Here is a 22,703-nt window from a genome sequence, read left to right as displayed (position 1 = left end):
AACGGTTGGGGTTAATTTTTAAGGTAGTAAAAATTTAGTGCTAAGAGGTTGGCCCCAGTTTAGCTGATGAATTTGATAGGAATTCCTTAAAATTAAAGTAAAGTTGAATAATCTTATCATCATTCTTTTTAAAAGATTTCGCTAAGTACCATTCTTTTGGATTATTAACTTTTAAATGTGCACCCATGTAATAATCCCAAAATTCGATAAATTCAATAATAAACATTACTATATTATTTTTGTTTATACCAACATCTTTAAATATCGGTGAATTGTAATCGATTATTCCAAAATCCGGATTTTCTAAATTCATTTCTTTAACAATTTTACTGTCGTTTAAAGTGAAAGTACTTTTGAAGCAAAGTTCGTAAAACCAACAACTGAATAGATAATAATTACCATAATTAACTAAAGCGTAAAATTTATCTGTAAAATCATCATTATTAATAATAGCTTTATTTTTAAGTAATTCATTTAAATTCAATTGAGAAATGAATTTTTTTATAGTATTATCTTTAGATTCCTTACTCAAAATTTTAAATTGTTCTTTTAATTTGAGGTCTAGAAACATAGCTGTATTAACAAATGAATAATATTTTTGGAATTCAAATATAAAAGTATTACTGTCAAATTCTTCACTTTCATATGAATAATTATTAATAAAATCTTTAAAAATAGTATTATTTTTAAAAGATATTATTTCAGATATTGTTGAATTATTAATTGAAGGTTCTGATTTTTCTTTGATAGATAATAAGTCCTCAATTTTTGTTGATTTAATAGCACCAGGATTTTGACCCAAAATTGAGACTAATATTCGTACTAAATTTGCTAAATCGTACTTATAATTAGCAGTAGATTCAATTTCTCCTCTACGAATAATTTCAAATATAACATCCGAATTTAAATGTTCTTGATTAATTATACCTGAACTTAAGGCATTTACATTTTGCACAAAACAAGAAACTAGAGAAATATCTTGGGATTTTATAGGTTTTTGTCTGTTAAGTGCAACAGTGATTTTACTTGTTAAATTTGTAATTGAGGTTTTGTTACTCTCATCTTCTTGATAGTAAATTACTCTAAGGATAACATGTGCGTTCTCCGCGGCCTTGTTTAATGCAATAGATCCAGATTTAATAGTATTAAACAAAAATTCTGTACTTTCATTGATTTTATTCGAATTTCTGGTATCTTCAAGGAATTTCGGGTTTAAAAACTCAATAATAGTTTTAACTATCTGCTTTAATATATCAGAATCTCTTTTTAAAGAATTATACCACTCTTTTAAATTTTCATTGGAAGTTATCTCAATTATTTTTGATGCTTCATAGATGGCTAAATTAATTGTTGTTTCATCTATACTACAGTTATTATTTATCGATTTATTTATCGATTTTATTATCTTTTCCCATACAGTTGTATCTCTGTCTATAAGTTTAATTAATCTATCATAATCAGATTTTAAAAAATTATTATAAAAAAATTTACTTGATGCAGTAATAGTTTGAGCGCCATTTATAATAGAAATATTTAAATTGTTATTTTTATATAAGTTTGTTAGTTCGATTGAATTATATTGACGCATTTCTAAACATTCTTGAGAAAGAATCATAGAAATGCCATTATTTAAGAACCAAAATTCTTCTGGATTATAACTCAATGTTTTAAAAATTTCTGTATTAACATTTAGTTGGTCATCTATACCAATTCTTAAGTTGTATTTAAATAATTCATCCCCAACTTTATTATATAGCTCAACTAAATCATACAATTTTACTGTAAATACTCTCCCGTTTGTTTTTGGGGTGTCTAAACCACTTACCTCTGTTGCTTTAATACGACTTTTTATATTAATTGAATGTTTAGTAAACTGATTGGGTACTACTAAAACTTTGTATATAAATTTTATTTTATTCTTCGGCATACTTCTTAAATCAAAACGTTCTTTAATTTTTTTATTTATATCTTTAAAGAAAGTATCAATTTCTGGATTATTTGTTAACTCTATTTTTTCTTTTACGCTATTAGTAATAATTAGAATTGAAACCTGTGGAATTTTGGTAAGGCTAAAATCAGCCGTTTCAATTATTTTTGTAATATTTCTCTTCGTTTCTTCACAATTTTTATAATAACTTGTATAAATGAAAATATCTTCTTCATAAAGATATATATTTTTTCCGTTTTCAATTGATATTTCATCCATATTTTCATGTCTTAAATAATCTTCAACAAATTTTTCTATAGTTTGTTTTTGATAGATTTCATCACTAGTAATTTGCATTGTCATTTTTTTTCATCTCCATGTTATTGATTAGATTCATATCAATTAAAATTTCATTAATATTTACAGCTTCAATAAAATATCGATTATTCGTATAATCGTAAAAATTCAGTAGAAAAATATTATAATTAGATATATATTGCTTTAAATTATCAAAATCTACTAATTTATATTGTCTATCTAGAAACTCTTCAAATAATTCTTTGAATAATATATTATCTTCAAATATTTCATCAAATTTTTTAATTTTTTCAATATAATCTTTATATTCCTCGTGTTTTTTTGTAAAATTGTTCAATGTCGATAAATTTGCACTTTTTAAATTTTCAATACATATTAAAATTTCATTAGTGTGTGTAAATGTTAATTTACTAATTTTATCTATTTTACTTAGAATATCTGAAACGTTGTTGGGTAATTCTGGATACATGGAACCTGTATGTATGCCAAATAACGATGTTAATTCTTCTCGAATTCTGCTTTTCGCTCCTGCTTTTATAGTAATTTCTTTTCTTAAATGATGTGGTAAAGGATAAAAAGAATTTCCATAAAATAAAATAAAAGCTCCTTGTTGAGCAATAATTCTTTGATTTTTGGATGCATGGTCTAATAGTCTATGACTAGTAGCAAATACTTCCTCTTTTCTTAGGGGTGAATTATCATTCAATAAATCTTTGTATAAATCATGAATATCGTTTGAAGCAGGCGAGTACATTTTAGGTATGTTAAATATATATACTAGACCATCTTTGTTATCATCTTCATCAATATTTTTATTATAATGTGGGGTAACAGCAAAAAATAAAGCTACAAGAGCGTTATATGTAACATCTAGAAGTCGACTTGGAAATCCTCCATGTTGAGCTTCAATAGCCATCTCAAAATAAGAATTTGTTTCTACTAAGCCTTTAGATTTCATGCTATCTAAAATATTTAATTCTATATTATGAGAAGTTCTCAAATCATATTGTCTAAACAAATTTGGTTGGCAAGCAGTTAGTTTATGGTTCTCACCCTCCCCCCTATATACAATATTACTCTGTTCCTCAAACTCTTTAGTAACTCTAACAATAGATTTTATAAATTCTGATACTGGTGAAAAGCCTTTTTTATTTTCAATAATATTTGTATTCAATACTATAGTCCCCTTAAATATTACATAATATAGTTATAATACCTAATATTTTTAGTATAAAATAATATTATCATTATTTACATTTTTTTGGTATTGTAGTGTTTAATTTATTTATGATATGAGTTAAAAGAAAATAAGCAACAGCGATTTTAATAGAAACTTTTTTTCCAATTTCATTAATGTGTATTTCTTCATTATCTAAATAATTTACAAATTCTTTGACTTTCAGCAGTAATTCATCCGGTCCCATTAATCCAGCTCTATCCTTGGTTGTTTTACTATAATTTATTTGTAATTCATGCGAATTTGAAATCTTAAGCAATATATCTTTCACGAATCTATACATTTTAAAGATTAATTCTTCATTAAAATTAGCAATAGAAATAAAAACATTTTCAAATAACTTTGCATTTTTTCCTTGTGAATAATGGATTTTTACTCTCCAATATATTTCTCCTAATTCAAAGGAGTTACTTAATTCTACACGGTATGCATTTTCAATTAAGTAGGGAACGTGGTGACAGAATTTGGCATCCGCTTTCTTTTCTTTTTCTATTTTCAAAGGAAAGATATTACCATTTAAATTTTTGAACTCTATATGTTCATTAAAGACTTTTTTTATACTAAATTTATCTGTGATTTCTCTATTTTTAAAATTTTCTTCTCGTATACATTTAGCAATTTCGTATGCAAACTTCGGAGTTACTGCATTGCCTACCATACGATATTTAGCCGTATCACTTTCTCCATAAAATCTAAAATCAATAGGAAATGACATAAGTGTAGCGACTTCTCTTATTGTTGGATAACGATACCTATTTTCCCCAAAAGAGAAGATCATTGATTCTCTGGAAGAGGCAGATAGTGTAGCCATAATAGTTCTTGCAGGATTTTTTTCATTTTCTGGGAAAGCCATTTTCCCCATATAACCTTTATCTTCTTTTTGTCTTTTTGCCTTTTTCCATTCAAATTCAGGTATTTCTTTAATATAGTGATGATCTGTTAATTCAGAACTTTTTATTTTTATTTTATAAGTAGGATCAATTACATGAAATTTCTCACCTAAATAGCCATCAGGGTTTGGGGAACCTAATGCGTTAAAAATGTCTTCTAAAACAATTAGATTTTCCTCATCGTTCAAATTATTTAGCTGTGGGTATTTCCCACATATAAATCTCTTTCTATTTGTTGGTACGCCAAAATATTTCATGTTGTATACCTTTTTGTTAGGAATAATTAAAGTATGGTCTCCTAAATGACAACATTCTAAATCTTCCATTGAGTATTCATTTTTCATATATATTTCTGAGTTTGCAACATTCTCCATTACCCAATATTTTAGTTTGCTTTTTGGCTTAAACATTTTTCTCGCAACTATTCTTAGGAAGGCGTTTATTAGTTTTATACCGTTAGTTTTATCAGCTTTACCAGAGTTATTTGAATTAGAAAAAGAAACACACGGAGGGGAACCAATTATTACCTCAGAATCTGGAATAGCTTTTTCAAATTCGTCATCATCTAACATTGATATTTCAAATACATCTCTTTTAAGAGCAGGATTCTTACCATCGCCATGATTCATATTGTGAGTTAGAATAGCCGGCGTCCATATATCGTATGCTTTAATTATTTCAAATCCAGCTCTTTCAAAACCTTCTGAAAATCCGCCAGCTCCACAGAATAAATCTACGACTTTCATAAAAAATTCTCCTTTAATTAAAAAATCTTTATGTATAATAATATTATAAATCTTAAATATAACTTATATTGTGAGATTGTCAAATTTGCTTAAAACTAATTATGCCATAAAGGTACTGCTGATTTTATTAGGGTATTTATTAAACATTGTAATGTAGCTTATTTACGTATTTGATTCCTTCTTATAGTTAAGATACTTCTAAGAAGTAGATTGAGAAGGTATTTAACATTGTTCATATGTAGATATAAATATATATGATGTATAAATATAATAAAGTATGCAATTAGGTTTCGAGTAAAGGATTCTTATTTTCTCTCATATGGCATCGAGTTAATGCTAATATGTAGGTATTTAACTCAATTGGTCAATCATAGCAAGGTCTGTAATTAACAAATTGTTATTAGTGTTGAAAACAGCTTTTTCTCCACGACTATGAAATTCTCCATTTTCTAAGGTATAATAAAGAGCAGTAAATAGGAAAAAGGCGGTACGAGGAACGATGAAGAGAATTGAATCTACGCAAAATGCGTTAGTGAAATATTGGAAGAAATTAGCGGCGACACGCAAAGAGCGTGAGCGTTCTGGTGAATTTATAGTTGAAGGTTTCCATTTGGTAGAGGAAGCTTTGAAAAATAACGAACAAGTACTACAGCTAATTGTGCGTGAGGGTGTCGATTTGCCGATGCTCTGGCCGATTGATGATGTGTCAATGGTGGAAGTGACAGCGGCTGTGGTGAAGGAGTTTGCTGAAACGGAGACATCTCAGGGGGTATTTGCGGTTTGTAAGCAGCCAGCTGTAGAAGAAGAGACGATGGCTTCTTGGCGTAAGGTGTTACTAATTGATGCGGTGCAGGATCCGGGTAATATTGGAACAATGATTCGTACAGCGGATGCGGCAGGTTTGGACGCAGTTATACTTGGCAAGGGGTGTGCTGATTTATATAATCCTAAAACGCTGCGTTCTGCGCAGGGCTCACATTTTCATGTACCTGTAGTGCGTGGGGATTTAGAGGATTGGATTGATTTGCTTCAGGACAATGGTGTGCCTGTGTTTGGAACGGCACTGGATGAGGATGCTGTCTTGTACAGTGATATTCAACATAACGGTGCTTTTGCTATCATGATGGGTAATGAAGGTAGTGGTATCCATCCACAGCTGTTAGCGATGACAGATCAAAATATCGTTATTCCAATACTTGGACAAGCTGAATCATTAAATGTAGCTGTTGCTACAGGGATAGTTTTGTACGGATTTGTAAAGTAATTGCTGATAGCACGGTAAATATCGCTGAGAACGGGCATATCACCCTTGAAATGCAACGGCTAATTATTGTATAATCACTTTTAAATGTAATCATGTATAAAGAAATGCTTTGACCGGGAAGTAGTAAAGATTGTGAATGGACGACAGGGAGCGTAGGCCGGAGATTGAGAGCCAGCGCCGTATCAATGCAGTTTTGAATTCAGCCCGCGAGCAGCTACCGGGACCAGCGAAATGCTGTAAAGGTATGCCGGCTTCAATCGAGTCGTTATGGCAATGAAGTGATTGTGCGGATTTTATCGTGCAATAACTAGGGTGGTACCGCGAATATGTCCTCGTCCCTTTTATAGGGGCGAGGTTTTTTTGTGTCATTCGCGCAAGCGGGCATTTACATGAACAAGGAGGATTCAACACATGGAAGAGCAATTAAAGCACTTAGAGCAAGAAGCGCTAGCGAAAATTGAAGCGGCAGCAAACTTAAAAGAGTTAAATGATGTACGTGTAGCCTATTTAGGGAAAAAGGGACCAATCACTGATTTATTAAAAGGGATGGGTAAATTATCTGCTGAGGAACGTCCAAAAATGGGGGCTTTGGTCAATACGGTTCGTGAAAATGTTACAGTTGTGCTGGAAGCAAAGGCGACTGTCTTGGAAGAAGCGGCGATTGCTGAAAAATTAGCAAGTGAGTCGATTGATGTCACATTACCGGGTCGTGCAATTAAAGTCGGCAACCGTCATCCGTTAACACGTGTCGTTGAAGAAATTGAAGATTTATTCATCGGCATGGGCTACGAAATTGCAGAAGGGCCTGAAGTTGAGAAGGATTATTATAATTTCGAAGCATTAAACTTACCAAAAGGACACCCTGCTCGTGATATGCAGGATTCGTTCTATATTTCCGAGGAAATATTACTGCGTACGCATACGTCTCCTGTTCAGGCACGTACAATGGAAGCTAAAAAAGGTGAGTCGATTCGTATTATTTGTCCAGGGAAAGTGTTCCGTCGTGACAATGATGACGCTACGCACTCTCACCAATTCATGCAAATTGAAGGTTTAGTAATTGGCGAAAATATTCGTATGAGTGACCTTAAAGGTACTTTAGATACATTGGCGAAAAAGATGTTTGGTGCAGAACGTGAAATTCGTCTACGTCCAAGTTTCTTCCCATTCACAGAACCGTCTGTTGAAATGGATATTTCTTGCTTTAAATGCGGTGGCTCAGGCTGTAACGTATGTAAAGGGACTGGTTGGATTGAAATTTTAGGTGCAGGTATGGTGCATCCAAATGTACTTGAAATGGCTGGCTATGATCCGAAGAAAGTTTCTGGTTTTGCATTCGGTATCGGTGCAGAGCGAATAGCAATGTTAAAATACGGTGTCGACGATATTCGTCATTTTTATACAAGTGACACACGTTTCTTATCACAATTCGAGCGAACAGAGGCGTAAGGGGGACAAAAAATGTTAGTATCATTAGAATGGTTAAAAGATTATGTCAGCACACAGGACTTAGCGCCAGAAGAGTTAGCAGAAAAAATTACGCGTTCTGGGATTGAGGTAGACGCAGTAATCGACCGTGCGAGCGGTATGGATAAAGTCGTTGTAGGCCATGTCGTATCAAAAGAAAAACATCCTGAAGCAGACAAATTAAATATTTGCCAAGTGGACGTTGGTGAAGCAGAGCCACAACAAATTATTTGTGGTGCGCCTAACGTTGATGCAGGTCAAAAAGTCATCGTTGCTCGCCCAGGTGCTCATTTACCAGGTGGCATTAAAATTAAAAAAGCAAAACTTCGTGGTCATGAATCGAATGGTATGATTTGTTCATTACAAGAGCTAGGTGTTGAAGGCAAGCTTGTACCAAAAGCTTATGCAGAGGGCATTTATGTGTTACCAGCGGACGCAGAAGTGGGTGCTGATGCACTTGCACTTTTAGGCTTACGTGACACGGTGTTAGAGCTTGGTTTAACACCAAACCGCTCGGATGCACTTTCAATGCTAGGTGTAGCATACGAGGTCGGTGCTATCCTTTCTGAAGAAGTAAAATATCCAGAAATCGCATACAACACAGCAGTTGAAAAAGCACAGGACGTGTTAAAACTTCGCGTAGAAGATTTACAAGCAAATCCGATGTATGTGGCAAAAGTCGTGAAAAATGTAAAAATAGCAGAATCACCAATGTGGTTACAACACCGTTTAATGGCAGCGGGTGTACGTCCACATAATAATGTTGTAGATGTGACGAACTATATTTTAATGGAGTATGGTCAACCGTTACATGCATTCGACTATGATAGCCTCGCAACCGGTGAAATTGTCGTGCGTAAAGCGACAGAAGGTGAAAAAATCACAACTTTAGACGATCAGGAGCGTACATTAAAAGCGACTGATTTAGTGATTACAAATGGCAAAGAACCTGTAGCTATTGCAGGTGTAATGGGCGGCGCAAACTCTGAAGTAACAGAAACGACAACAACAGTTGTCATTGAATCTGCTTACTTCGATGGTTTAACAGTACGTCAAACTTCTCGTAACTTAGGACTACGCTCAGATGCATCAGCACGCTTTGAAAAAGGTGTCGATCCAAATCGCGTTGTACCTGCAGCTGAACGCGCTGCGGCATTACTTGCTGAATTAGCTGGTGGAGAAGTGCTAGAAGGCACATGCATCGTGGACGAATTAGACAAAACACCAGCACGTGTCGTTGTTTCACCAGATTTTATCAATGAGCGTCTAGGTATGAAAATCTCATTAGAAGATATGCTGTCAATTTTAGAGCGTTTAAAATTTGGCGTAGAGGCGGCAAATGGATTATTAATCATTGATGCGCCAACACGTCGTCAGGATATTAAAATTGAAGAAGATATTGTGGAAGAAATCGCACGTCTATATGGCTACGATGAAATTCCAATGACATTACTAGAAGGCGCAAACCAAGTAGGTAGCCTTACACCTTACCAAGCAAACCGTCGCGTTGTACGTAACTACATGGAAGGTGCGGGACTATACCAAGCAGTAACGTATTCATTAACATCAGAAGCCTTATCACAACGCTTTGCTTTGAAAGCAGCATCGGTAACGCGTTTATTAATGCCAATGAGTGAAGAACGTTCAACGCTTCGTCAAAGCTTGATTCCACATTTAATTGAGGCTGCGGCATATAACGTTGCACGTAAAGCGGACAGTGTGGCCTTATATGAAGTTGGTTCTGTATTCCTTGGTCAAGCAGCAGAAGGTCAACCTTTTGAGGAAGAGCATGTAGCAGCAGTTCTAACGGGTAAATGGTTAGACCATGCTTGGCAAGGTGAGAAAAAAGAAGTAGATTTCTTCGTGTTAAAAGGAATTGTTGAAGGTGTTGTTAGCAAGCTTGGTCTTACTGAACGTATTTCCTTCGTAAAAGCACAAGTAGATGGTCTACACCCAGGTCGTACAGCAAGCATCCTACTAGATGGCGAACATGTCGGCATTATTGGTGGTTTACACCCTGCTGAGCAAAAAACTTGGGGTGTAAAAGATACGTACGTAATGGAAATGAACTTAGTGGCCTTACTTGACGCTACTACAAACGAAGCACCTCTAGGTTATAAACCAGTGCCACGCTTCCCTGCTATGTCGCGTGATATCGCACTTGTGATGGATAGTGTAACTGCGGCAGGAGAAGTAGTTGCTGTTATTCGTTCAGCAGGCGTGAAACTGTTAAAAGACATCCGTGTATTCGATGTGTACGAAGGTGAGAAAATGGAAGCTGGCAAAAAATCAGTGGCCTTCTCATTAACGTACTTCGATCCAGAGCGTACGCTAACAGACGAAGAGGTTGTTGCAGCACACAATAAAGTACTAAAAGCCATCGCTACAATTGAAGGCACAGAAGTACGTTAAATTTAAATTATAAGTCAAAGGCTGTCTCAGTATCATTGAGACAGCTTTTTTATTTGTTTAAATGAATTAATTTTCATATCAATAAAGGCGAATATTATTAAAGAAAATAAAGTAATTGTTCCTACCACATAGGTATATTCCGCTACAAGCGGACGGGCAAGCACCGATCCGCTTCCTTCGTTATGTCGCCACCTTATTCTCCTAGCAAAAATGTTCGTGTTTCTTATAGAAAAACTATTTCTGATATTAATTCAGTAAACTAGTACATTTTTAGTTTTTAATAATATTTAGAAATAACAAAAAATAAATCAAACGTATTTATTGTGTGTATAGTAGAAACTGGATAGAAAATTTTAGTAAGAGGAGATAAGCATTTTGAAAAATCATCGAAAACGAGGAAACTTATCCGTGCGTGCTCGGTTAATATGGGCATTTACATTGACGCTTTTAATTCCAAGTTTTGCAATTGGAACATTGTCATACATGAAGGCGGCCAATCAATATCAAGCAGAATTGAGTAAGAACTCACGCGAAAATGTAGATTTATTAAATTCATTAATTTCAGAAGAAATAGCACCCATCCTTGATGATGCCGAATATTTGGCTGCTTATTTTAATAAGGATTGGCAAGATGCCGAGCTATTAAAGGAAATAGAAAAATATAATGCGCTACATAGCAGTGTTTCCGTTGTCAATTTAGCAATGGAAGGGCACAAATTTTTACGTTCTCCATATGCCGAGTCTGAACCAGATTATAATCCATTTACGAGACCTTGGTATTTAAAGGCAATAGAGTCACCAGGTAAGAGTGTTATGGTTGATCCATATCAATCAACTATTACAGGAGAATTAATATTATCAGTTTCCGCTGGCTTAAAAGACGGTTCAGGGGTTATTTCGATTGGGCTGAATTTAGAGGGAATTTCTGAGCTTGTAAATACGGTGAAAATTGGTAAAAACGGCTATGCTTCATTAGTAAACGCCAACAATGTTAGTATCGCGGATCCCTTCTCAGAAGTTGGGAAGTCGCTCAAAGATTCCTATGTAGAAGAGATGGAAGCCAAGAATGAAGGCCAATTTAATATAGAGGAAGATGGCAAGGAGTACCAAGTATTCTTTGTAACGAATAAACTAACAGGTTGGAAAATTATCGGCACCATGGCTATGGCAGATGTATCAGCTGTCACAGCACCAATCTTCACTACAACTTTGCTAGTAATTGCGATCGCTTTAGTCATCTGTGGAGTAATTGGTGGCTTTATCATCAGTTCGATTACCCGCCCACTGAAACAACTGGCTACTGTCGCTGAGCAGGTAGGTGATGGAGATTTACGTAATTTTATCGAAATGAACACTAATGATGAGTATGGTAAATTGGCTAGTATATTTAACAAAATGATTAGCTCCTTACGTGAGGTTGTTCGTGACGTTAGTGAAAAATCAACCCTGCTAACTTCATCGTCAGAACAGCTTACAATAAGCACAGACGAAAATAAGCGGGCCACTACGCAAATTGTGGAGTCAATCCAGATATTTGCCGGAACTGTTGATTCTCAAGCCGAAATCATCCATAAAAGTACAAATGCTGTTCGAGAAATGTCTTCATCGATTCAAAACATTTCACACAAGGCTGAAACGGTCAATGTCATGTCCAACAAATCGATGGATGCAGTGGTTGTAGGTGATCAGACTATTCAAACAGCTATTGAGCAGATGCAAATCATTCAAAAAACGGTTCACGCGCTTGAAGACACTGTTCAAACATTAGGTACTCGTTCACAAGAAATTGGCCACATTGTTGAAGCGATTACGCAAATTGCTGACCAAACAAACTTATTGGCATTGAATGCAGCGATAGAAGCGGCTCGAGCAGGTGAACACGGCAAAGGTTTTGCAGTCGTTGCCGATGAGGTAAGAAAGTTAGCTGAACAGTCAGCCCAGTCAACGCTGCAAATTAAAGATATTATTTCTTATATTCAAAAGGATACGAAGCTAGCAGTCGAGTCGATGGCCATTGGGACAGCAGAGGTTGTAAAAGGCATCGAAGTGACGACTATTGCAGGGCAGTCGTTTGGAGAAATTCGTAGTAATGTGCAACAAGTGACAAAAGAAGTTGGAGAAATTTCACAAGCAGCGAAGGTAATTTCACTTCACTCTGACGAAGTGGCAAATGGAATTGAAATTGTGCTGGAACGTACAAATGAAAACGTAGCAAGCGCACAAAACATTTCCGCTGCAACAGAGGAACAGCTTGCCACGATGGAAGAAATCGCATCTTCAGCTGAAGCACTTGCTGAAATGTCTGACAATCTCCAACAATCGATTCAGCAATTTAAATACGAATAATTAAAACAAGGGTGTCTACAATGATGTGACACCTGTCAGTTTGATGACAAAAGGTATTCGAAATGATCACATTCCGAATACCTTTTGACATTTTATCAGACATATTCGTACCAAATAGCCCCTATTAATAAGTTTAGTACGCTACGAGCAACTATCTTCTGCCATTTTTGGACTTTGCAGTGTCCAATAATTACCTTTAGTTCATAAATTACTTGCGCTTTGATTTTGGATGTAATTTTTCCTGCATTTGAACTAAAGCATTCAACTTTTTTAAATAGGCATTCTCCATTTCTAGTTGTTTAATTCGTTCTTCAAGCGCTTCAACTGAACCTTCTACTAATTTTACCTTCTGCGTTTCTTTTTTCATGGCTATTCGCCTCTGTTTCTTAGGAATAAGGGCATCGAATCCATCAGCATTAAAATTTATCCGCCATGTTCGAACTAATGATGGAGAAGATATATTAAAGATAGCCGCTGCATCGTAGGAGGATGTACCCGTTTCCTTCATATAATTAAGTACATCCATTTTAAATCCCGCAGAATAACTTGTATAGGATTTCTTAAATCCCTCTTCTCCTTGTACTTGATATAAACGGACCCAACCTTGAATCATTTGATAAGAAACCTTAAATAAATCTTGAAGTTCCAAATAACTATGTTTCCCCTCAAGGTAAAGACGAGCAATAAATATTTTCTCCTCGGCAGTAAAATTAGCCATAAAAAACACCCCTAAATCGTTAGATTTGGTGTCTAACAATTTAGGGGCAGTTCACCTGTCCCAAAAGTAAAAATAACATGCTTAGTGGTATCCAAGTATGCTATTTTTACCATAAAGAAAGGCAGATGTTATTGTTTGAAGGGCTTTTTAGATAGGCTAGGCCCTTTTTTTTAATTTTGGCGAATAAACGAAGTTCTGCCTAAAATCTTATAAGGGAGAATGCATGAATGCATTTTCTGAACAAGTAAACTTTATTTTATTTTCCTCGCCTTCTCTGTATTTGCAAAGTGCCATTTAGTGATGGAACGTAAAAATTCTTCGCCTTGTCCACGCCATATACGTGCAGCTAATGCATCCACCTTGCTAGAAGCCCCTTTCAACAGTTCAACGCCAGCAAGGTCACTTAGTCGGTCCATCTCCTTTAAGAAAGCGGCACGTGCCAAGATGGAAGCAGTTGCAACGGAAACATGAAGCTGTTCGGCCTTGGTAGACAACAACACATTTTCTCGCACAATTTCTTGTTCATTCTTTAAATAATTGTAGTAAACCCCGCGTTCTGCAAACTGGTCAATGAGAATATGTGTAGGCTTTTCAGGTGTCATTTTAGACAGTGTATGTCCGAGCGCTTTATTGTGCATCATTGCTTTCATTTTGCCCTGTGAGTAGCCCTTTGCCTGTAACGCGTTATACTTTTCATTGCGCAATATAAGTACGCTATGGACGCATGCAGCCCGTAAATCTGGTGCAATACGGCGCATATAGTCATCCGTTAGCATTTTGGAATCTTTGACGCCAAGCTCGTTCACTAATTCAATTTTCGAAGCAGGCACATAAACAGCTGCAACTGTAATGGGTCCGAAATAATCGCCAGTACCCGTTTCGTCAGAGCCTAGAACGGACATTGAAGCAAAACCGTCTGGTAGCACGTCACCCTTTGCTCCAATAGATGATGATTTAGGAGTATTGGCAATTTGGGCGCTACCCCAACGTGCCGCTTCTCGATCTGCCCCGCTTCCTTGAAACATTAATTTACCTGATTTATACAAAGTGATGGCTGTATCCGATAGTTTGGCAGCGAATACCACCCCGGGTGCTTTACGTTCTACTAAATTGCTTGCGTAAAAAGAGATTACCTCTTTTTGCATAGTTGTTGAAATTAAAAGTACAATATTTGACATTTAATCGTTCCTTTCTGTCCTCGTTGTTCACAATTTTATACCTTTCATGGTATGATAATAAATAGCTTTTTTGTGTGGACGTTGCTCACTACTGAATAAAATCGTGAGCAAAAAGATTTTATTGGAGGGTGCGACTATGGAAAATCAAGAAAAGAATAAAATTTCTGTGGAAATATATGGTCATACATATAAAATGGTCGGCTCTGAATCTATTGGACATATGCGACTTGTCGCTTCGATTGTTGATGACCGTATGCGCGAAATGAGTTTACATAATCCCTCACTTGATAGCGCGAAATTAGCGGTCCTAACAGCAGTAAATACGGTGCACGATTATTTACTCTTAAAAGAGCAAATGGAAATACTAGAAGAAGAATTGAAAAAATTAAAGGGTTGAAGTGAATGCTAGATTTAATTATATTATTGGTGCTATTGGTTGGACTAATTGTTGGGGCAAAACGTGGCTTTATCGTACAAATGATGCATATTGTCAGCTTTGTAGTTGCCCTGATTGTTGCGTATATCTATTATAAGCCATTAGCACAGAAATTTGTGTTTTGGGTGCCATATCCGGGCGTAACAGATTCCGGAAGTCTTGGAGTAGTTATTGATAGCTTGGATTTAGATCGCACGTTTTACCGTATAGTTGCGTTTGCGGTTATTTTCTTTGCGGTGAAGATTTCATTACAAATTGTGGCATCTATATTTGATTTTATTGCCTATTTACCTGTTTTAGGTACAATGAATCGTTGGCTTGGAGCACTTTTTGGCATGATTGAAAATTATTTAATTATGTTTATTATTTTGTATATTCTGGCATTGTTGCCAATTGATATGATTCAAAATTTAATGTCGAAGTCGTTGTTATCCGGACTCATACTGGAGCATACACCGATTATCACAAAGATGTTCCAAAACTGGTGGTATATTTATCTCCACTCATCATAAAGCTGAGAATTTCTAACTGGTATCGGGCGTCATTCGAAGTGAGTGCGCATTGATTCTGTGAGAAAGCGGTGTAAGTACGAAGCATCTTCTAAGATGTTTTTTGAACCGATAGCAAAGTGACAGGTACAACTGTGCCTTGGTGTAATGGATAGGCAATAGCAAACTATGCACTTCTCTCGGACTTGAGGGAAGTGTTTTTACGATAGGAGGAATTACCAATGAACAAAAAAACGATTATTCGTACACTAGAAAAAATAGCATTATACATGGAATTACAGGGTGAAAATCCATTCAAGGTCTCTGCCTTCCGAAAAGCAGCGGCGGCACTTGAAGGGGACGAGCGTTCACTGAGTGAAATGGAAGATGTCACGAAGCTTAAGGGCATTGGTAAAGGCACAGCTGCAGTTATTGAGGATCTTATAGCAACAGGTGAATCGAGCCTGTTAAAAGAATTAGAAGACATCGTACCGAAAGGATTACTGCCGTTACTGAAGTTACCAGGTTTAGGTGGCAAAAAAATTGCCAAGCTTCATCAAGAGCTAGGCATCGACTCAGCAGAAAGCTTAAAGGCGGCATGTGAGGCTTGTAAGGTACGCGAGCTAGCAGGTTTTGCAGCAAAAACAGAAGAAAAGATTTTAAAAGAGCTTGCGAACTTTGCAAATCGTTCGGAGCGTTTGCCGATTTGGCAATTGGAGCCTGTCGTTTTACAAATTGAAGCACTTCTCGGTAGTATGGAAGAAGTGGAACGTTTTTCAGTTGCTGGAAGTTTCCGTCGCGCTTCAGAAACGAGTAAAGATATCGATTTTATCGTAGTGACGGAGGCAGTTGAGGTTGTGCGTGAAAAATTACTGCGTGCCCTCGTAATACAAGAGGTAGTGGCTGCCGGTGATACGAAAATTTCTGTCGTTTTAGATTTAGATGAGCCAGTTAGTGTTGATTTTCGATTAGTGAAGGATGCAGAGTATGCAACAGCCTTGCATCATTTTACAGGCTCAAAAGACCATAATGTACGTATGCGTCAAATTGCAAAGGCACGTGGTGAGAAAATAAGTGAGTACGGTGTAGAACAGTCTGATGGTTCTGTGCTGACATTTACGGACGAAGCGGCATTCTTTGCCCATTTTGATTTACCTTTTATTCCACCTAGCTTACGTACGGGAACAACGGAGTTTGACCGTACAGATGAAATTACGGATTTAGTAACGCTTGACGAAATTGTAGCGGATTTGCATATGCATACAACTTGGTCGGATGGAGCGTACTCGGTTGCGGAAATGGGCGAAGCATTAAAAGCACGAGGTTATCAATACAGCGTTATTACCGATCACTCGCAGTATTTAAAGGTGGCAAATGGCTTAACGCCTGAACGACTTATGAAACAACGTGTAGAGATTGAAGCGTTTAACGAAGAGCATCCAGACTTCTATTTATATGCAGGAACTGAGATGGATATTTTACCAGATGGTTCGCTAGATTTTGATGATGACGTACTTAAAGAGTTAGATTTCGTCATTGCTTCGATTCACTCTAGTTTCACACAAACACAGGATAAAATCATGGCTCGGTTACACACAGCGTTGCAAAATCCTTATGTCCATATGATTGCCCATCCAACAGGTCGCATTATTGAGGATCGAGCTGGCTATAATCCAGATATGGCGCAGTTAATTGCATGGGCGAAAGAGTATGGTAAAATTTTAGAGTTAAATGCTAATCCATATCGTCTTGATTTATGTGTCGAGCATTTAGAAATGGCAGTAGCAGCAGGTGTACCTGTAGCAATCAATACCGATGCACATGATATTGCGCATTTACGCTTTATGGATATTGGCGTACGCTATGCAAATAAAGCATGGTTGAAAAAAGATATGATTGTCAATACATGGACGCGTGAACAGTTCGAGGCGTTCATTCGACGAAATAAATAGGTTGAGGAGGTGTTCTCAGTGATCGCACAACGCGCATTGAAAACACTAGAATATGATAAAGTACGCCAACAAGTTGCAACACATTGTACGTCATCAATAGGCAAGTCAGCCATTGATGACCTTGTGCCACAAACGGACTTTGAAAAAGTAGTACAATTACTAGAAGAAATGGATGAGGGTTTATCCATTTTACGAGTTAAAGGTAATGTGCCAATGGGCGGTATTTTCGATGTACGCCCTGCGGCAAGACGCGCACAAATCGGTGGCATGTTGTCAGCGCTGGAATTAATGGAAATATCAAGTACGATTCGAGCAAGTCGTATTCTGCGCAATTTCATCGAGGATATAGAATCAGATGAAGTTATAGAGATTCCACATTTCATTGCTAAAAAAGAAGCGATGCCAGTACTAACAGGTTTGCAACATGAGATTAATAACTGTATTGATGACAATGGCACTGTATTAGATTCAGCAAGTCAAACACTGCGCACTATACGTCAATCACTCCGTTCAGAAGAGGCTAAAGTACGTTCTAAACTAGAAAGCCTTACACGTGGTAGCAATGCCACTAAAATGCTTTCTGATGCACTCGTGACGATTCGTAATGACCGCTTTGTAATTCCTGTCAAACAAGAATACCGCCATCATTATGGTGGTATTGTGCATGACCAATCGTCTTCTGGTCAAACGCTCTTCATCGAACCAGATTCGGTTGTGCAAGCGAATAACGAAATTCATCGTCTCAAAATGAAGGAGCAAGCTGAAATTGAACGCATTTTACTTGCTCTAAGTGCTATGGTGGAGGAAGTTGCACCCGATGTATTTAATTTAGTAAAAATATTAGGTGAAATCGACGTTATTTTAGCCAAGGGTAAATACGGTCAAGCAAACAAATGCACGATGCCTAAAATGAACAAGGACGGCTATATTCGACTTGTGCGAGCACGCCATCCACTGCTGCCAATTGAAACGGCGGTCGCAAACGACATAGAGTTTGGTAAAGACATTACAGCAATTGTCATTACAGGACCCAATACAGGTGGTAAAACCGTTACTTTAAAAACAGTCGGTTTATGTACATTAATGGCGCAGGCAGGCTTACCAGTGCCAGCTCTAGATGGCTCAGAGCTAGCCGTGTTCGAGCAACTCTTTGCAGATATTGGGGACGAACAATCGATTGAGCAATCACTTTCAACCTTCTCATCTCATATGGTGAACATTGTTGATATCTTGCAAAAATTTGACCACGTATCACTGGTTCTCTTCGATGAATTAGGTGCAGGAACTGATCCACAAGAAGGGGCAGCCCTAGCAATTTCAATTTTAGATGAAGTACATGGTCGTGGAGCACGTGTTATGGCAACAACACACTACCCAGAATTAAAAGCATACGGCTACAATCGTCCAGGTGTGGCAAACGCAAGTGTAGAATTTGATATTGAAACACTGAGCCCGACTTATCGCTTACTTATAGGTGTGCCTGGTCGCTCTAACGCGTTTGAAATCTCAAGCCGACTTGGTTTACCTGAATCCATTATTGATCGTGCGAAAAGTTTCACAGGCACTGACCGCCATGAAGTTGAGTCGATGATTGCCTCCCTTGAAGAGACGCGACGCCAATCAGAGGATGATGCAGAACGCTCTCATGATTTACTTTTAGAGTCGGAAGTCTTACGAAAAGAGCTACAGGACAAGCTACAATCCTACGAAGAGCGTAAAGAAGCACTCGACAAAAAAGCAAAGGAAAAAGCACGTAAAATTGTCGATGAAGCGAAACGAGAGGCAGAAACCATCATTGCAGAACTTCGAGATATGCGTAAGAACGCTAATCAAGTTGTGAAAGAACATGAACTTATTGAAGCGCGCAAACGTTTGGAGGATGCAACACCGCTCGAAAACAATAAAGTGCTAAAAAAAGCAGCTCAAGTAAAGGCTCGTGCACAAAACTTAGTTGTCGGGGACGAGGTAAAGGTGTTAAGCTATGGACAACGAGGTACTTTACTAGAAAAAGTATCGGAGTCTGAATGGGTTGTGCAAATGGGTATTTTGAAGATGAAAATTGCAGACGGTGACCTTGAATACATTAAGCCTGAGAAAGAACCTATTCATCGAGTTGCGGGCGTGAAGAACCGCGATAGCCATGTGAAGTTAGAGTTAGATTTACGAGGTGAGCGATTTGAGGATGCAATTATGCGTACTGAAAAATATATAGATGATGCGCTACTTGCAAACTATGGGCGAGTATCCATTATCCACGGTGTAGGAACAGGTGCGTTACGTCAAGGTATTCAAAGCTACTTGAAAAAGCATAAACGTGTAAAATCCTTCCGCTTTGGTGAGACAGGGGAAGGTGGCTTTGGGGTCACGGTCGTAGAATTGAAATAGATGAGAAAAGTGTATTCGTACTTGCTTGTAGTCGCTGCTAAGCTATTGCATGGACAAAACGTTAACTAAGAGGAGTCTTGATAACTGTATTTGCAGACGTTGAAAAGACAGAAGCGACGATTAGCACATGGTACGAGGTACGAATATCAGAAGTAAAGGGGACGGAGAAAATGCTAAATTCTAGCTTTTGGCGATATCCAATTATCGAAACAGCAGGATATTTTAGTGTTGTTGTTTTATGTTTAGTCGTCTCGATGGCATTGTTCGAAGTCGTTACGAAATATAAAAATTGGGAAGAAATTAAAAATGGAAATGTTGCAGTGGCTCTGGCAACTGGTGGGAAGATATTAGGGATTTGTAATATTTTTCGCTACTCGATTGCACGCCACAGTACATTGAGCGAAATGATTGGATGGGGACTTTTTGGTTTTACATTATTGATCGTGGCCTATTTCTTATTTGAATTTATGACACCGCGTTTTAATGTAGATCAGGAAATTGCAAATGACAATCGCTCGGTTGGCTTCATTTCTTTCACCATTTCAGTTGGTCTATCGTTCGTTATTGGGGCAAGTATTGCATAGGAGTTTAATGAGATGGAAAAATTAGCGAAAATACTAATTGTTGTCTGCATCGCATTTTTATTAGTCGGTGTCTACTATATGTTGACTATTTAAATTGAAAAGCGCATCCTCTTTCTGAGGATGCGTTTTTATCTGTCTGCAGGCTAGCGCCGCTCAGGGAGTTGTAGGTATCGTTCAGGTGAAGGTCAGTATCAAATCATGGCCCCGGATCGCTCGAGTGAAGCGCGGAACCGCTCGGGTAGTAACGGGTAACGCTCAGGTGAAGCCAGTTACCGCTCGGGTAGTAACGGGTAACGCTCAGGTAAAGCCAGTTACCGCTCGGGTAGTAACGGGTAACGCTCAGGTAAAGCCAGTTATCGCTCGGGTAGTAACGGGTAACGCTCAGGTAAAGCCAGTTACCGCTCGGGTAGTCGCAGGTAACGCTCAGGTGAAGGTCGGAACCGCTCGGGTAGCCGCAAGAACCGCTCAGGTACAGTCCATTACTGCTCGGGAAGTCGCAAGCACCGCTCAGGTACAGGCCATTACCGCTCGGGAAGTCACAAGAACCGCTCAGGTAATAGCCTAATTAATCTGCAACGCTGGTGTATAGTAGTAACGCGATTTGGTTACCTATTGAAACCTCAGTACAGAACGGTTTCTTTTATATTCAATTGCCATTATGCAGTTTTACATAGACTTCTTATAAAATTGATATTTCCATAGATTTGAGAGGGTCAAAATATTAGTTTGAAAAAAGCTATAGGCAAAGGTAAAAAAAGATGCTATAGTCGAGGCAAAAAAGGAGGTATTCGATTGATATTAAAACCTTTTGAGGAAGCAGCGATGGTCCATGGACTTCGTGCATTAGTTCAACGTTTAGAGATAAATCATTCACACTATAGTAAGGTGATACAAGATCTGCAGCAACTAGAGGCTGGCGATTTAGGAGAGAAACGAATTATAGAACAGCTACAAAAGATGGCTCCTTCAATTGAAATTTATATTTTGCACAATATTACTTTTACGACACCTATGCCTATACAATTAGATATTGTGGTCATTACCCCCTATGACGTTATTATTATTGAAAGCAAAAATATCCGCGGTCGTATCGATCTTAAGCGTAAACCACGTCGTATGGTGCGTACCTTAGAAAACGGAGATAGACATATTTTTAATCATCCAGAAATCCAACTAGAGGAATATGTTTTGGGTTTGGATACATTTTTTAAACAACAGCAGCTTGAAATTGAAGTGACTGGCGTCGTTGTTTTTCCATTCAATAACGCAGATATTCACAATGAAGATGGGAAATTTCCAGTTTTAATGATGCGAGAACTGATTTATTTTCTAAGAGAACATATCTTAAATAAGCAATCGCAAAGAAAAATTATGTCTGTTGAAATTGCCAATCTTTTATTGACAAATCATCATGAATATCGAAATCCCCCATTGTGTACTTACTATAAAATTGACCCCCAAACTATTCAACGTGGCATTTATTGTCGTCATTGTTCCCAGTCAAAGCTAATTCGATTGAAGAAAAACTGGTTTTGCCCACATTGTAAAACATATGATAAAGTAGCGCATCGTCAGGCACTAAATGATTACCGGTTGTTAATTGGTAATCAAATTAATACAGAAACTGCACGTCATTTTTTAGAAACATCAAATAGACATATTGCCAAAAGAATACTACAAGACTATTGCAAGAGGAGAGAAGGGCACAATAATCAAATGATGTATCAACTTTAGAGTAATGGAGTTGAGTAGAGATACCTGTGAATAGCGCGGATAGTCGTAAGTAACGCTCAGGAGAAGCTCAGAATCGCTCGAGTATCGCAAGCATCGCTAGTGAAGTTCAGTAACGATCCGGTAGTTGCAAGAACCGCTCAGGTAAAGGCCATTACCGCTCGGGTAGCCACAAGAATCGCTCAGGTAAAGGCCATTACCGCTCGGGTAGCCACAAGAATCGCTCAGGTAAAGGTCATTACCGCTCGGGTAGCCACAAGAATCGCTCAGGTAAAGGTCATTACCGCCCGGGTAGCCATAAGAACCGCTCAGGTAAAGGTCATTACCGCTCGGGTAGCCACAAGAACCGCTCAGGTAAAGGTCATTACCGCTCGGGTAGCCACAAGAATCGCTCAGGTAAAGCCCATTACCGCTCAGGTAGACACAAGAGCTCGGGTAGCCACAAGCATCGCTCAGGTACAGACAGTCAGTTACCGCTCGGGTAGTACAACCGCTGCTCATATCCAGTCAGTCATCGCTTACATTTTTACGTCACAGTGCGCAGACACCACATCGAAGCATCGGCCATATCGCACAATTCTACCATTCTCTAATAATATTCTCTTAATAATATTATTCCCTCGC

At 37.6% G+C, this 22,703-nt stretch carries 15 protein-coding genes; 10 read left to right on the top strand and 5 right to left on the bottom strand.

Going from position 1 to position 22,703, the window contains the following annotated elements; translation table 11 throughout:
- Nucleotides 1-40 precede the first annotated feature (40 nt).
- The 3 genes from H131_RS15735 to H131_RS15725 all read right to left on the bottom strand — a co-directional run bounded on the left by H131_RS15735 (nucleotide 41) and on the right by H131_RS15725 (nucleotide 5,118).
- Nucleotides 41-2,290, bottom strand: coding sequence for an AIPR family protein (locus H131_RS15735; RefSeq protein ID WP_036130583.1), 2,250 nt, complete (start codon nucleotides 2,288-2,290; stop codon nucleotides 41-43).
- Nucleotides 2,271-3,419 (bottom strand): FRG domain-containing protein, encoded by a 1,149-nt coding sequence (locus H131_RS15730; RefSeq protein ID WP_010860136.1) that lies wholly within the window; start codon nucleotides 3,417-3,419, stop codon nucleotides 2,271-2,273. Before H131_RS15730 ends, H131_RS15735 begins: the two co-directional genes overlap by 20 nt.
- Before the next feature lie 73 nt (nucleotides 3,420-3,492).
- Entirely contained in the window at nucleotides 3,493-5,118 is a 1,626-nt protein-coding gene (locus H131_RS15725; protein WP_010860135.1) for a DNA cytosine methyltransferase, read from the bottom strand.
- Between the two features lie 499 nt (nucleotides 5,119-5,617).
- Here H131_RS15725 and H131_RS15720 point away from each other — a divergent pair, with 499 nt between their 5' ends.
- The 4 genes from H131_RS15720 (at nucleotide 5,618) to H131_RS15705 (ending at nucleotide 12,607) form a co-directional block, all read left to right on the top strand.
- Nucleotides 5,618-6,382, top strand: a complete 765-nt coding sequence (locus tag H131_RS15720) for a TrmH family RNA methyltransferase (protein WP_010860134.1) — start codon at nucleotides 5,618-5,620, stop codon at nucleotides 6,380-6,382.
- Nucleotides 6,383-6,793: 411 nt separating this feature from the next.
- Nucleotides 6,794-7,831, top strand: coding sequence for a phenylalanine--tRNA ligase subunit alpha (pheS, locus tag H131_RS15715; RefSeq protein WP_010860133.1), 1,038 nt, complete (start codon nucleotides 6,794-6,796; stop codon nucleotides 7,829-7,831).
- Nucleotides 7,832-7,843: 12 nt separating this feature from the next.
- Nucleotides 7,844-10,261: a phenylalanine--tRNA ligase subunit beta gene (gene pheT, locus H131_RS15710; RefSeq protein WP_036130579.1), complete on the top strand. Its 2,418-nt coding sequence runs from the start codon at nucleotides 7,844-7,846 to the stop codon at nucleotides 10,259-10,261.
- 375 nt (nucleotides 10,262-10,636) lie between these two features.
- Nucleotides 10,637-12,607 carry a methyl-accepting chemotaxis protein gene (locus tag H131_RS15705; RefSeq protein ID WP_051112154.1) on the top strand — a complete coding sequence of 657 codons (1,971 nt, stop codon included), beginning with the start codon at nucleotides 10,637-10,639 and terminating at the stop codon, nucleotides 12,605-12,607.
- Between the two features lie 208 nt (nucleotides 12,608-12,815).
- Here the strand turns inward: H131_RS15705 and H131_RS15700 are convergent, their stop codons facing one another.
- Entirely contained in the window at nucleotides 12,816-13,325 is a 510-nt protein-coding gene (locus tag H131_RS15700) for a helix-turn-helix domain-containing protein (protein ID WP_010860130.1), read from the bottom strand.
- 251 nt (nucleotides 13,326-13,576) lie between these two features.
- A complete protein-coding gene (gene rnhC / locus H131_RS15695) occupies nucleotides 13,577-14,503 on the bottom strand; it encodes a ribonuclease HIII (protein ID WP_010860129.1) in 927 nt (308 codons plus the stop codon).
- Nucleotides 14,504-14,639: 136 nt separating this feature from the next.
- Between rnhC and zapA the strand changes: the two genes are divergently transcribed.
- The 6 genes from zapA (at nucleotide 14,640) to H131_RS15660 (ending at nucleotide 22,082) form a co-directional block, all read left to right on the top strand.
- On the top strand, nucleotides 14,640-14,900 hold the full coding sequence (gene zapA, locus H131_RS15690; RefSeq protein WP_010860128.1) for a cell division protein ZapA: 261 nt from the start codon (nucleotides 14,640-14,642) through the stop codon (nucleotides 14,898-14,900).
- 5 nt (nucleotides 14,901-14,905) lie between these two features.
- Nucleotides 14,906-15,451 carry a CvpA family protein gene (locus H131_RS15685; RefSeq protein ID WP_010860127.1) on the top strand — a complete coding sequence of 182 codons (546 nt, stop codon included), beginning with the start codon at nucleotides 14,906-14,908 and terminating at the stop codon, nucleotides 15,449-15,451.
- Between the two features lie 218 nt (nucleotides 15,452-15,669).
- Nucleotides 15,670-17,379 (top strand): DNA polymerase/3'-5' exonuclease PolX, encoded by a 1,710-nt coding sequence (gene polX / locus H131_RS15680; protein ID WP_010860126.1) that lies wholly within the window; start codon nucleotides 15,670-15,672, stop codon nucleotides 17,377-17,379.
- 18 nt (nucleotides 17,380-17,397) lie between these two features.
- Entirely contained in the window at nucleotides 17,398-19,764 is a 2,367-nt protein-coding gene (locus H131_RS15675) for an endonuclease MutS2 (RefSeq protein ID WP_036130572.1), read from the top strand.
- A 170-nt stretch (nucleotides 19,765-19,934) separates the two neighbouring features.
- Nucleotides 19,935-20,348 (top strand): DUF350 domain-containing protein, encoded by a 414-nt coding sequence (locus tag H131_RS15670; protein ID WP_010860124.1) that lies wholly within the window; start codon nucleotides 19,935-19,937, stop codon nucleotides 20,346-20,348.
- Nucleotides 20,349-21,140: 792 nt separating this feature from the next.
- Nucleotides 21,141-22,082: a nuclease-related domain-containing protein gene (locus H131_RS15660; RefSeq protein ID WP_036130565.1), complete on the top strand. Its 942-nt coding sequence runs from the start codon at nucleotides 21,141-21,143 to the stop codon at nucleotides 22,080-22,082.
- Nucleotides 22,083-22,703 lie beyond the last annotated feature (621 nt).

Source organism: Lysinibacillus sphaericus OT4b.31 (assembly GCF_000392615.1).
Lineage (GTDB): Bacteria > Bacillota > Bacilli > Bacillales_A > Planococcaceae > Lysinibacillus > Lysinibacillus sphaericus_B.
The sequence above is the reverse complement of the archived record's forward strand: the minus strand, read 5'-3'. Positions and strand labels throughout refer to the sequence as shown.

Coding starts and splice junctions, on each gene's coding strand:
- H131_RS15735 (WP_036130583.1), bottom strand. CDS start 2,290: ATGACAATGCAAATTACTAGTGATGAAATCTATCAAAAACAAACTATA.
- H131_RS15725 (WP_010860135.1), bottom strand. CDS start 5,118: ATGAAAGTCGTAGATTTATTCTGTGGAGCTGGCGGATTTTCAGAAGGT.
- H131_RS15720 (WP_010860134.1), top strand. CDS start 5,618: ATGAAGAGAATTGAATCTACGCAAAATGCGTTAGTGAAATATTGGAAG.
- pheS (WP_010860133.1), top strand. CDS start 6,794: ATGGAAGAGCAATTAAAGCACTTAGAGCAAGAAGCGCTAGCGAAAATT.
- pheT (WP_036130579.1), top strand. CDS start 7,844: ATGTTAGTATCATTAGAATGGTTAAAAGATTATGTCAGCACACAGGAC.
- H131_RS15700 (WP_010860130.1), bottom strand. CDS start 13,325: ATGGCTAATTTTACTGCCGAGGAGAAAATATTTATTGCTCGTCTTTAC.
- rnhC (WP_010860129.1), bottom strand. CDS start 14,503: ATGTCAAATATTGTACTTTTAATTTCAACAACTATGCAAAAAGAGGTA.
- zapA (WP_010860128.1), top strand. CDS start 14,640: ATGGAAAATCAAGAAAAGAATAAAATTTCTGTGGAAATATATGGTCAT.
- H131_RS15685 (WP_010860127.1), top strand. CDS start 14,906: ATGCTAGATTTAATTATATTATTGGTGCTATTGGTTGGACTAATTGTT.
- polX (WP_010860126.1), top strand. CDS start 15,670: ATGAACAAAAAAACGATTATTCGTACACTAGAAAAAATAGCATTATAC.
- H131_RS15670 (WP_010860124.1), top strand. CDS start 19,935: ATGCTAAATTCTAGCTTTTGGCGATATCCAATTATCGAAACAGCAGGA.